10 protein-coding genes are annotated in these 12,372 nt (G+C 68.7%); 4 read left to right on the top strand and 6 right to left on the bottom strand.

What is annotated here, in order from left to right:
* The 3 genes from ACFY3D_RS06295 to ACFY3D_RS06305 form a co-directional block, all read left to right on the top strand.
* Positions 1–252, top strand: a 252-nt coding sequence (locus ACFY3D_RS06295; protein WP_389975665.1) for a hypothetical protein, incomplete at its 5' end; no start/stop codon positions are given.
* A gap of 573 nt (positions 253–825) precedes the next feature.
* Positions 826–4,026 (top strand): OmpL47-type beta-barrel domain-containing protein, encoded by a 3,201-nt coding sequence (locus tag ACFY3D_RS06300; protein ID WP_389975668.1) that lies wholly within the window; start codon positions 826–828, stop codon positions 4,024–4,026.
* A 155-nt stretch (positions 4,027–4,181) separates the two neighbouring features.
* Positions 4,182–5,240 carry a WxL protein peptidoglycan domain-containing protein gene (locus ACFY3D_RS06305; protein ID WP_389975671.1) on the top strand — a complete coding sequence of 353 codons (1,059 nt, stop codon included), beginning with the start codon at positions 4,182–4,184 and terminating at the stop codon, positions 5,238–5,240.
* Between the two features lie 77 nt (positions 5,241–5,317).
* Here ACFY3D_RS06305 and ACFY3D_RS06310 read toward each other — a convergent pair whose 3' ends face one another.
* Positions 5,318–6,568, bottom strand: a complete 1,251-nt coding sequence (locus ACFY3D_RS06310) for an adenosylhomocysteinase (RefSeq protein ID WP_389975674.1) — start codon at positions 6,566–6,568, stop codon at positions 5,318–5,320.
* A gap of 86 nt (positions 6,569–6,654) precedes the next feature.
* Positions 6,655–8,082 carry an adenosylhomocysteinase gene (ahcY, locus tag ACFY3D_RS06315; protein ID WP_362896408.1) on the bottom strand — a complete coding sequence of 476 codons (1,428 nt, stop codon included), beginning with the start codon at positions 8,080–8,082 and terminating at the stop codon, positions 6,655–6,657.
* A 219-nt stretch (positions 8,083–8,301) separates the two neighbouring features.
* Between ahcY and ACFY3D_RS06320 the strand changes: the two genes are divergently transcribed.
* Positions 8,302–8,643 (top strand): MerR family transcriptional regulator, encoded by a 342-nt coding sequence (locus tag ACFY3D_RS06320; RefSeq protein WP_350946480.1) that lies wholly within the window; start codon positions 8,302–8,304, stop codon positions 8,641–8,643.
* Between the two features lie 67 nt (positions 8,644–8,710).
* On the opposite strand, the gene ACFY3D_RS06325 is transcribed toward ACFY3D_RS06320, so the two are convergent.
* Genes ACFY3D_RS06325 through ACFY3D_RS06340 form a run of 4 tightly spaced genes read right to left on the bottom strand, consistent with a single transcriptional unit; the run spans position 8,711 to position 12,325 of the window.
* Positions 8,711–9,640, bottom strand: coding sequence for a cation diffusion facilitator family transporter (locus ACFY3D_RS06325; RefSeq protein ID WP_362896429.1), 930 nt, complete (start codon positions 9,638–9,640; stop codon positions 8,711–8,713).
* 48 nt (positions 9,641–9,688) lie between these two features.
* Positions 9,689–10,795, bottom strand: a complete 1,107-nt coding sequence (locus ACFY3D_RS06330; protein WP_389975677.1) for an SIS domain-containing protein — start codon at positions 10,793–10,795, stop codon at positions 9,689–9,691.
* Positions 10,792–10,965, bottom strand: coding sequence for a Trm112 family protein (locus tag ACFY3D_RS06335; RefSeq protein ID WP_350946478.1), 174 nt, complete (start codon positions 10,963–10,965; stop codon positions 10,792–10,794). Before ACFY3D_RS06335 ends, ACFY3D_RS06330 begins: the two co-directional genes overlap by 4 nt.
* A gap of 4 nt (positions 10,966–10,969) precedes the next feature.
* Positions 10,970–12,325, bottom strand: a complete 1,356-nt coding sequence (locus tag ACFY3D_RS06340; protein ID WP_389975680.1) for a phosphomannomutase/phosphoglucomutase — start codon at positions 12,323–12,325, stop codon at positions 10,970–10,972.
* Positions 12,326–12,372 lie beyond the last annotated feature (47 nt).

Below are 12,372 nucleotides of genomic sequence, written 5' to 3' on the forward strand. Positions count from 1 at the left end.
CCCCGCCTGATCAGCGAAACCGAAACCGGAGCCGTCGCCGCCGGCGAACCCGTCTCCAGCGTCATCTCCGACGGCACCGGCGCCCCCAACGTCGGCCTGCAGGGACAGGAACTCCTCGTCTCCACCGCCAACTCCGCCGACGAGATCGGCACCTGGGAGGTCAACGCCGACCTCGCCCTGCGCACCCCCGTCGACGTCACCGCCGGCGAGTACAACTCCACCCTCACGCTCTCGCTGTTCAACCAGTCCTGAGCCAACGGGCAGCCCGTTTCCGCCCGCCGCGACGAGATCACGTCCACTGTCGTGACGAGTCATGAGATGAAAATCCGGCACCTGCTCCCACACCCGCCGGCACACCATCACATGACGACCCACGACCGGGGCGATAACCGCCGGCCTTCCTTCCGGCGGGTACGACACCGCTGGACGGGCGTGTCACGACTCGGCGCCGGTGGAACCCCCCGGTTCCACCGGCGCCACCGCCTTCCCTGACACCTGACCGTCCGCACCCCGGGTGCGCTCCATAGTCACCAGCCGGGGTCACCGGCCGGGGGCACCGTTCGATCCCCTATCTCCACGGGGGTTCGTGCGGCACCATCGGCACGGCCTTAGGGCGCTATATACCGAAAAATCCTTAGAAACCATACCGTTATCTAAAAGTCCAAATTCGGGCTATATGACCGCTTGACGAAAAACGGAACGTTGCAAAAGACTGCCTTCGACTTGCGTGCGCCCCGCCAGGCCGACCCCCTACCTGGCAGCACGCCAGATGGAGGATCAGTGAGAGGCGCTGCCTACAGCAGACGAGTTCGACGTTCCCTCGTCTTGCTCGCACTACCCATAGCGATCACTGTCAGCTCGCTCCCGGTGCTCGCCGAGCCGGGCCCGCCGGTGAGCGACGTCGCTCCTGATCGGCTGCCCGCCACCGAGCAGAACGGCGTCGCCCTGATCAGGATCGTCGTGCCCGACCAGTCCGACGTGGACCGGCTGACCGACATGGGGGTGGACCTGGCCGAATACAAGAAGCCTCTGGACGACGGCATCGAGGTGCACGCCGTCCTCAGCCCCGAGGAGGCCGACAGCCTCAGGGACCAGGGCTTCGATCTTCGCGGCGTCATCTCCGACGAGAGCGACTTCGCCGCCAACAAGGTCGAGCGGTCCAAGGCTCTCGCCAAGAGCACCGCGGCCGAGGCCGCGGAGGACACTCTCACGGTCCTGCGCGCGGAGTGGTTCACCAGTGTGGACAACCAGCGCTTCCTGTCGGTCGAGGTGAAGTCGAGCGCGACCGACGCGCAGACCGTCCTCACCACCACCTGGGACAGCGGCAAGAACACCGCCCCCGACTCGGGCGGCACGGCGACGATGTCCCGCTTCACCGACGCCGGCCAGTACATGTACCACCGGTTCACCTCGCCGCTCGCGATCGACAAGGAGCCGTCCCAGGTCACGGTCACCAGCAACCGCGGCGGTTCGGTGACGGCGAAGGTGACCAAGTGGCTGGGGGCCACGCGCAAGGCACCGAAGCCGCACTACGTCTCCGACTTCGTCGACCGCTACATGGACCCGACCGAGATCACCGATCGGATCGTCGGTCTCGCCGCCGAGTTCCCGAAGATCTCGGAGATCGTCGATCTGCCGTACAAGACGAACGGCTACCGCCGGTCCGCCCAGGCGCAGTTCGGCACGGCCACGGCCTCCATCGTCTACCTGAACTCCAAGAGCTACGGCAGCGAGGGCGGCAACGACATCACCGCGGCGCTCGTCAACCCGAACACCGCGAACTCCCCACTCTCGGTCACGGTCAACGGCAAGGACATCGTGGTCAACCTGGCCACGGACGCCTCCGGCACGATCACCAGCACCGCCAAGCAGGTGGTGGACGCCGTCAACGCCAACTCGGCGGCATCCGCCCTGGTGACGGCGAACACCTACCGCGGCAACGCGGGCGCGGGCGTGGTCGCCGCCGCGGCGGCCGTACGGCTCACCGACTTCCTCACGGCGCCGGCGAGCGTGTCACGCGACCCGTTCCAGATGAAGGTCCTTCGCATCGGCAAGAAGCGGGACCGTTCCAAGACCGGCGTGTTCCTCTACTGCCAGGAGCACGCTCGTGAGTGGGTCACCCCGATCACCTGTCTGGAGGCCGCCGAGCGGCTGCTGCGCAACTACGCGCAGGACAGGGAGACCAAGAAGCTCGTGGACGACCTCGACATCTTCGTGCTGCCGACCACCAACCCCGACGGTTCGCACTACTCGATGTACGACTACAACATGCAGCGCAGGAACATGACCAACCACTGCGCCGACAACGCGTCCGACCCCGCGCGCCGCAACTCCTGGGGGGTGGACCTGAACCGCAACTTCTCGGTCGGCGCCTTCTCCGACGGATACAACGGCGCCTCGGCGACCTGCACCAGCGACACCTACGCCGGCCCCGCCAAGCTCTCGGAGCCGGAGGCCCGCAACGAGGTGTGGCTCACCAACGAGTACCCGAACATCAAGTTCGCGATGAACACGCACTCCTACGGCGGCTACTTCATGTGGCCTCCCGGCGCCTACAAGACCGCCGGACGCGAGGTGCTGCCGCGGGTCGACTTCGGTACCGAGAACTACTTCTGGTCCGCCTCCGACCACATCTTGTCCGCGGTGCAGACCCACCGTGGCACGGCGATCTGGCCGGGCCGCACCGGTCCCGTCACCGACGTCCTCTACTCGGCGGCCGGCAACAGCGCCGACGAGCACTGGTACAACCGGGGCATCATCGGCTGGGACTTCGAGGTCGGCGCGGACATCTACGACCCGGCCACCCAGCGCTTCACCGCGGTCGGTTTCCAGCCGCCCTTCAGCGAGGGGCACCAGGAGGCGATGGAGTTCGCCAACGGTCAGATCGCCATCCTGGAGGTCGCCCGTGCCTTCGCCGAGGACCAGAAGCGCCCAACCTCCAGCCTGAAGATCACCGATAGGACCGAAGGCTCCACCACGTTCACCTTCGAGGTGAACGAGCCCGCCAACGTGTACTACACGCTGGACGGCACGCGGCCGACGTTCGACTCGCTCAAACTGCGGGCGGCGGGCATGCGTGAGGCGGCCCAGAAGATCACGGTCGACAAGACCACCGAGGTGTCCTGGTTCTCCGTCGACATCGCCGGCAACGTCGAGAGGAACTACAAGCCGGAAGGCAACGGCGCGAACTACGGCAAGCAGACCGTGAAGGTCACCAACAAGGCGCCGGTGACGACCGCGACGGTCGCCCCGGCCCAGCCGGCCGGGGGCTGGTTCACCGGTCCGGTGTCGGTGACGCTGTCCGCGACCCCCGGGAAGGACGGGAAGCAGGTCGACCGTACCGAGTACCAGCTCGACGGCGGCGCCTGGACCACGTACACCGCGCCGATCACCATCACCGGCGACGGCTCGCACACGCTGGCCTACCGCTCCGTCGACAAGGGAGGCAACGTCGAGGCGACCATGACGCTCACCGTCAAGATCGACGCGACGGCGCCGACGACGACCTCGACGGTCGGCTCGCAGGACAACGGCGGCGTGCCGGTCACCCTCTCCGCGACGGACGAGACGTCCGGCGTGGAGAAGATCGAGTACTCCCTGGACGGCGGCGCCTGGACGACGTACACCGGGACGGTCATCGTCTCGGGGCAGGGGCAGCACGAGGTGCGGTACCGCGCCGTCGACAAGGCCGGGAACGTCGAGGAGATCAAGGCCGTCGAGGTGCCGGTCGCCCCGACGCTCCCGCTCACCGTGACGGCGGAGTCCCGGTGCGTGGGTACGACGGCGCACCTGGCGGTCACGGCCGTCAACAACGGAACCGCACCCGCCACCATCACCCTGTCGACCCCCTACGGCTCCAAGACCGTCGCCGACGTCGCCCCGGGCAAGCAGGCCTACCAGTCCTTCAACACCCGGACCGGGCAACTCGCCGCCGGTACCGTGACCGTCACGGGCGCCGCGACCATCAACGGCCAGCCGGCCACCTCCACCTACGACACCACCTACAACACGCTCAGCTGCGGCTGACCCGATCCCGACGCCGACCAGTGAACGCCATCTTGTTCAACCGGTCCTGAACCAATGGCGGGGCAGAACGCCACCCCCCGCTGTGCGTGTCCGGGACGTGTGCGAACCTAACCCACACGTCCCGGATGTTCACCATGAAACAGGAGATACCACCGTTGTTCACGAGCAGTTCGCGGAGGGCACTCGCCCTCTTCTCCGCCCTCTGCGCTGTCGGCGCGACCACCTTGACGGGATACGCCCTCCCGGCCGCCGCCGCGGGCCCGGGGGACATCACCTGGTCGGTCGCGCCGGCCGACGCCAAGGGCCCCGACGGCCGCAGCGCCATCGACATCGAGCTCGCCGGTGGGCAGGAGGTGACCGAGCACATCGCGGTCACCAATCGCTCCACCAAGGAGGTCGCCTTCGCGATCGACGCCAACGACGGCTACCTGACCGCCAAGGGACTGTTCGACATGCGGCCCTCGGACGCCACGCCGACCGACGGCGGGGCATGGATCAAGATTCCCGAGCGGGTGACGATTCCCGCCGGTGGCACCGCCGTCGTGCCGGTCAAGGTCTCGGTGCCGAAGAACGCGACGCCGGGTGACCACCCCGCGGGGGTCACGGCGTCCGTGGACACGATCTCCGGCCAGGTCAAGGTCCAGAACCGGGTGGGGGTCCGGATGAACCTCCGGGTGACCGGCGACTACGTGGCCAAGGTCGCCGTGACCGGCCTGCGGGCCGAGTACAAGGGATCGTGGAACCCGTTCTCCTCGGGGTCCATCGACATGACCTACACCGTCACCAACGAAGGCAATGTCCGGGTGGCCGCGGACACGAATGTCCAGACGTCCGGATTCGTCGGCGAAAGCGGATGGAAGGACACCTCCGACGCCAAGACCAGGGAGGTCATGCCGGGCGGCAGGCGCGAGTTCACCGTACAGGTGACCGGCGTCTGGCCGCTGGGACCGATCACCTCGCAGGTCGTGGCGACCCCCACGGTCGTGGGTGAGTCGATCCAGGGCGTCGCCGCCCAGCAGACCACGGTCGACACCTCGCTCTGGGCGTTGCCGTGGCCGCAGCTCGTCTTCCTCGTCCTCCTCGTTCTCGCCTTCCTCGTCATCCGGACGCTGCTTTCCCGGCGCCGCAAGCGCCGCGAGCAGCAGGCCGCGATCCTGCGCGAGGCGAGCGAACTGATCGCCCAGTACGGCAACAAGCCGGAGAAGTCATCGTGACATCGTGACGAGGGGTTTTCTCCCCGGCCCGAGGCCGCGTGCGCGGCGTATCCCGTCTGTGACCGAGGGAAAGGAGGTCAGGAACCGAGCCGCCAGGAGTGGAGGTATTCCTCCTGGTCAACGGTGAGATCGTCCATCTCGATCCCGGCCGCGGCCAGCTTGAGCCGCGCCACCTCCACGTCGACCTCTCCGGGCACGTCGTAGACCCCCGGCTCCAGCCGCGCCCGCTCGCGGACCAGCCACGCCACCGAGAGCACCTGCGCGGAGAAGGACATGTCCATGACGGCGGCGGGATGCCCTTCGGCGGCGGTGAGGTTCACCAGGCGGCCCTCGGCGAGCAACAGGAGCCTGCGGCCGTCGGCGAGCACGTACTCGTCGGTGTTGGGGCGGACCCCCCGGTGGACGGCGTGCGCCAAATCGTCCAGGGCGCGGACGTCGATCTCGACGTCGAAGTGCCCGGCGTTGGCCAGGATCGCCCCGTCCTTCATCTCCGCCAGGTGCTCGCCCCTGATCACGTCGCGGTTGCCGGTGACCGTGACGAACACGTCCCCGGCCCGGGCCGCGGCCGCCATCGACCGTACGTCGTAGCCCTGCAGTAAGGCGTCCAGCGCCTTGACCGGGTCGATCTCGGTCACCACGACCCGCGCCCCCAGGCCCCTCGCCCGCTCGGCGACGCCCCGGCCGCAGTAGCCGAATCCGGCGACCACCACGGTCTTGCCCGCGAGCAGGGTGTTCGTGGCGCGCATGATCCCGTCGATGGTCGACTGACCGGTGCCGTAGCGGTTGTCGAACATCCGCTTGGTCCGCGTGTCGTTGACCGCCACCACGGGGAACCTGAGCGCCTTCTCCGCGGCCATCCGCCGGAGCCTGATGATCCCGGTGGTGGTCTCCTCACACCCCCCGGAGACCGTCTCCAGCAGCTCGGTCCGCTCGGTGTGCAGGATGTTGACGAGGTCACAGCCGTCGTCCAGGACGATGTCCGGCACGATGTCGAGCGCCTGGTGGATGTGGCGGTAGTAGGCGTCCATGGTCACCCCGGCCCGCGCGTGCACGACGACGCCGTAGTCACGGAGCGCCTCGGCGACGTCGTCCTGGGTGGACAGGGGGTTCGACGCGGCCAGCGCGATCTCGGCCCCGCCCGCCTTGAGGGTGCCCATGAGCACGGCGGTCTCGGCGGTGACGTGCAGGCACGCGGCGATCCGCAGCCCGTCGAAGGGCCGCTCCGCGGCGAACCGCTCGCCAAGGGCGGTGAGCACGGGCATCGCCCGCGCCGCCCACCCGATCCTCAGCTCCCCCGCGGCCCCCAGGGCGCGCTCAGCGCTGTCCACATCTCTCCCCAGATCTACCCGAACCCCGAAATCGCCGGAAGGCCCCCGCGAAGCGGCGGGGGCCCGGCGAAACTCGACCGTGGGTGTCAGTAACGGTAGTGGTCGGACTTGTAGGGGCCCTCGACGTCCACGCCGATGTATTCGGCCTGGGCCTTGGTGAGCGTGGTGAGCTTCACGCCCAGGGCGTCGAGGTGGAGGCGCGCGACCTTCTCGTCCAGGTGCTTGGGCAGCACGTAGACGCCGACCGGGTAGTCGTCCGTCTTGGTGAACAGCTCGATCTGCGCGATCACCTGGTTGGTGAAGGAGTTGGACATGACGAACGAGGGGTGGCCGGTGGCGCAGCCCAGGTTCATCAGACGGCCCTCGGCGAGCACGATGATCTGCTTGCCGTCGGGGAAGCGCCAGGTGTGGACCTGCGGCTTGACCTCGGTCTTCTCGATGCCCGGGATCCGGGCCAGGCCGGTCATGTCGATCTCGTTGTCGAAGTGACCGATGTTGGACACGATCGCGTTGTGCTTCATCCGGGCCATGTGGTCGGCCGTGATGATGTCGAAGTTACCGGTCGTCGTGACGAAGATGTCGGCGATGCCGACGACCTCCTCCAGGGTGGTGACCTGGAAGCCGTCCATCGCGGCCTGCAGCGCGCAGATCGGGTCGATCTCGGTGATGATGACGCGGGCGCCCTGGCCCTTGAGCGCGTCGGCGCAGCCCTTGCCGACGTCGCCGTATCCGGCGACGACCGCCACCTTGCCGCCGATCAGCACGTCGGTGGCGCGGTTGAGGCCGTCGATCACCGAGTGGCGGCAGCCGTACTTGTTGTCGAACTTGGACTTGGTCACCGAGTCGTTGACGTTGATCGCCGGGAAGAGCAGCGTGCCGTTCCTGAACATCTCGTACAGGCGGTGCACACCGGTGGTGGTCTCCTCGGTGACGCCCTTGATGCGCGAGGCGACCTTGGTCCAGCGCTTCTCGTCGGTGACCGTGCGGCGGAGCAGGTCGAGGATGACGCTCCACTCCTCGGGGTCGTTCTCGTCGGCGCTGGGGACGGCACCGGCCTTCTCGTACTCGGCCCCCCTGTGGACGAGCAGGGTGGCGTCGCCACCGTCGTCGAGGATCATGTTGGGGCCGTCGTCACCGGGCCACGTCAGAGCCTGCTCGGTGCACCACCAGTACTCCTCCAGGGTCTCGCCCTTCCAGGCGAAGACCGGGACGCCCCGGGGGTTCTCCACGGTGCCCTCGGGGCCGACGACCACGGCGGCGGCGGCGTGGTCCTGGGTGGAGAAGATGTTGCAGCTCACCCAGCGGACCTCGGCGCCGAGCGCGACCAGGGTCTCGATGAGCACGGCGGTCTGGATGGTCATGTGCAGCGAGCCCATGATCTTCGCACCGGCCAGCGGCTGGGCCGCGGCGTATTCCTTGCGGATGGCCATCAGGCCCGGCATCTCGTGCTCGGCGAGCTGGATCTCCCGGCGGCCGAAGGCCGCGAGAGAAAGGTCGGCGACCTTGAAGTCCATGTGGTTACCCCTCTGGTTGATGGGCGGCGTTCGCCTCACACCCTCGCCCGTCGCGCTCGTCTCGCGATCGTGCTTCGCTCTGGGGCCGGGCCCGCCGTTCCATCGGAACAGTCGATGTCTGCGAGTTTAGGCGGCCGGAACGGCTCCGCGCACCCTCTGAGCGGGTAATCTGACACAAGAATGTAAGCTTTTCTGGGAAATCACCGGAAAGAGGGCACCATGCGGATCACCGAGGCCGCCAGAAAGCTGGGCATGTCCCCCCGGATGCTCCGCTACCGCGAGGCACTCGGACTGCTGCCCCCGATCAGGGACCGGGGCGCGCACCGGCGGTTCGGCCCGGAGGAGCTCTCGGCCGTCGCCCAGAGCGTCGAGCTGGAGAAGCGGTTCGACGTCTCCCCCGCCGAGCTCGCCTTCGCACTGCGCACACTGAGCGAACCCGCGGTCGCACAGGCCGTACGGGACCTGGGGCTGCGGATCGGCCGCCTGCAGGCACCTCGCAGGGCACTGGACTTCGAGAAGGAGAAGGCGCTGCGCCTGCTCCAGCGCCGCACCCAGCGGTGACACCGCGAATCCCGGACGACTCCCACGGGTCCGGAGCCCGTCACGGCCCCGGACCGTCCGGTGAGACTCAGACGCGGTCGGCGACGCCGGCCCTGTCGAGATCGGGCTCCAGATAGATGACGCGCGCCTCGGGAACGGCGGCGCGGATGCGCTGCTCGGCCTCGTCGATGCCGCGGGCCACCTCGGCGGCCGTGTCGTCGTGGTCCACCGCGATCTTGGCGGCGACCAGGATCTCCTCGGGCCCCAGGTGGAGCGTGCGCATGTGGATGACCCGGGTCACCTCGGGCGCGCTCTCCAGGGCGTCCGCGATGCGGGTCTCGACCTCGGGCCCCGCGCTCTCACCGATCAGCAGCGACTTGGTCTCGATCGCCAGGATCACCGCGATCACCGCGAGCAGGGCGCCGATCATCATGGTGCCGATGCCGTCCCAGACGGGGTTGCCGGTCACCACGGCCATCGTCACGCCGAAGAGCGCGAAGATCAGGCCGAGCAGCGCGCCCAGGTCCTCCAGCACGATGACCGGCAGCTCGGGCGACTTGGAGCGGCGGATGAACTGCACCCACGACTGCTTTCCACGGACGTGGTTGGACTCGATGATCGCCGTCCTGAACGAGAACCCCTCGGCGATGATCGCGAAGATCAGCACGCCGAAGGCCCACTGGGGCGACGTGAGCTCCTCGGGGGCGTGGATCTTGTGCCAGCCCTCGTAGAGCGAGAACACCGCGCCGATGGTGAACAGCACCACCGCCACCACGAACGCGTAGAAGTAACGCTCCCTGCCGTATCCGAAGGGATGCTGGGGCGTACGCGCCCGCTGCGCGCGCTTGCCGCCCAGGAGCAGCAGCGCCTGGTTGCCCGAGTCGGCCACCGAGTGAACCGACTCGGCGATCATCGATGACGAGCCCGTGAAGAGAAACGCCACGAATTTGGCCACGGCGATCGCCAGGTTGGCCGCCAACGCCGCGATGATTGCCTTAGTACCGCCGCCCGCGCTCACGGCAGCCTCCACTCAGCTGGTTGGTAGGGAAAGACAAGACAAGGGATCCTATTGCGAAACCCTGGCCTTGAGTCCTGTGATGGCCGACACAGTTGCCGGGTCGATCCCGTACCCGAGCGCGAGGTACGTACTCGCGAAATCTCCGAGCGCGATCAATGTCGCGAGCCGCTCCAGCGGATGCGTCCCCTCCGCGGCGATCTGCGTGACCGGGACGCCGCGATCCTCCGCCAGCCGCACCGACGCCTCCCGCTGCCGTACGACCTGCGGGTGCTCCTCCACGTCGCGGAGCACGAACAGCCGGAGCGATCTGCCGCTCTCGTCGGCGAAGATGTCCCGCTGGGCGAGCGGGCCGTCGAGGACGGCCACCTGGTCGTGACCGGCCCCGGGCAGTTCGCCGTACATCGCCGGGTACTTACCGTTCGTATTGAGCGCACCGGCCCACCGCCGGGCCGCGACGGCGGCCAGCGGGGAGGATCCCCAGATCATCGGCACGGTCTCGGCGAACTCCATCGCGAGCGACTTGCCGGGATTGATGAACGACTCGCTCGCCGGGCGGCAGCGGTGGGCGAGGTCCTCAAGGCGCGTGGCCACCTCCTCGAACACCTCCTCCCCGGCTTCGGCCAGGCCGAGCCGGGCGGCGGCGACGATCAGCGGGACCGACGCCGCCCACACCGCGGCGTGCGCCTGCCCGCCGCCCGCGACGGGCACGAACGGCGCTCCCGCCTGCCTGGCGATCGCGTGCAGCGGCGAGTCGGGCCCGCCGACGGCGAGCAGGCGGCAGCCTCTGCGTACGGCCTCGGCGGCGACCGCGAGCGTCTCCTCGCTCCTGCCGGAACGCGACACCGCGATCACCAGGTCGGTCGCGCCGATCCAGCCGGGCAGCCGGTAGGACCTGACGGTCACGATCGGCAGCGGGGCGCCGTGGCCGCACACCACGTCGAGGATGTCACCGGCGATGCCCGAGGAGCCCATACCGACGACCACGACCGCCCGGGGCCTGCCGTCCTCGGCGAGCGAGGACAGGCCCGACTCCAGGGCGGCCCTGCGGGAGGCGCGGACCTGCGCGGCCGAGTCGGCCACCGCCCGTAACGTGCCCGCCGGGTCGCCCTCGATCAGCCATTTCTGGTCGTCGAGCCGATCGGGCTCCCAGTTCACGACTTCCGGGCCTCGTCGACCAGCAGGACCGGGATGTCGTCCCGTACCGGATAGACCAGGCCGCACGAGGCGGAGGTGCAGGACAGCTCGTCCACCTTGGGATCGGCCCTCAGGGGGGACTTGCAGTTGGGGCAGGCAAGGATCTCCAGCAGCCAGTCGTCGATCTTCACTCGTTCAGCTCCTCACGACAGCAAGGACCTCGTCCCTGATCGCTGCCATCTGAATCTCGTCGGCCGCCTCGGCGTTCAGCCTGAGCAGCGGCTCTGTGTTGGAAGGACGGAGGTTGAACCACCATCCGGGGCCGGAGACGGTCAGGCCGTCCAGCTCGTCGAAGGTGACGCCTGCACGGGCGGCGAAGATCTCGCGGACCCGCTTCGTCGCCGCATCCTGGTCGGCGACCGTGCTGTTGATCTCCTCAGAGGCCGCGTACCGAGTGTATTCGGCGAGGATCTCCGAGAGAGGCTTCTCCTGCTCGCCCAGCGCGGCCAGCACGTGCAGCGCGGCCAGCATGCCGGAGTCGGCGAACCAGAAGTCCCTGAAGTAGTAGTGGGCGGAGTGCTCGCCGCCGAAGACCGCGCCGGTCGCGGCCATCTCGGCCTTGATGAACGAGTGACCCACGCGGGTGCGGACCGGACGGCCGCCGTGTTCGGCGACGATCTCCGGAACGCCCCTGGAGGTGATCAGGTTGTGGATGATCGCGGCCCCGGGGTGCCTGCCCAGCTCGCGGACCGCGACCAGCGCGGTGATCGTCGACGGGGAGACGGACTCGCCGCGCTCGTCGACGACCCAGCAGCGGTCGGCGTCCCCGTCGAAGGCGAGCCCGATGTCGGCGCCCACGTCGAGCACGGCCTTCTGCAGGTCGCGCAGGTTGTCGGGCTCGATGGGGTTCGCCTCGTGGTTGGGGAAGGTGCCGTCGAGCTCGAAGTAGAGGGACGTCAGCTCGACGGGCAGCCCCTCGAACACCGTCGGGACCGTGTGCCCGCCCATCCCGTTGCCCGCGTCGACCACCACCCGCAGCGGCCGGATGCCCGACAGGTCGACCAGGGTGCGCAGGTGGTCGGCGTAGCCGCGCAGCAGATCGCGCTCGGAGACCTTCCCGCCCCCCTCGCCGCCGAGGGTGCCCGAGGCCAGGATCGCGGCGGCCCGCTCGCGGATCTCGACGAGCCCGGTGGCGCCACCGATCGGCACGGCACCTGCCCTGCACATCTTCATGCCGTTGTAGCGGGCCGGGTTGTGGCTCGCGGTGAACATCACCCCTGGCAGGCCGAGGCTGCCACTCGCGTAGTAGAGCAGGTCCGTGGAGCCCAGGCCCGCGTTGATCACATCGGCCCCCCGCGAGGTCGCCCCCCGGGTGAAGGCCGCGGCCAGCGGCACCGACGACTCGCGCATGTCGTACGCCACCACGGCGGTCTTCGCCCCGGTCACCTCCACGAAGGCCGCGCCGACCGCCTCCGCGGTCTCCTCGTCGAACTCGTCCGGCACGACGCCACGGACGTCGTACGCCTTGAAGATCTTGGCGAGGTCGCCCACTCCAGCTCCACCCCTTGCGTCGTGTCTCGTGCCCCAGCCTAGTAGGG

The organism is Streptosporangium sp. NPDC000509 (assembly GCF_042898365.1).
In the GTDB taxonomy this organism is placed as follows: Bacteria; Actinomycetota; Actinomycetes; order Streptosporangiales; family Streptosporangiaceae; genus Streptosporangium.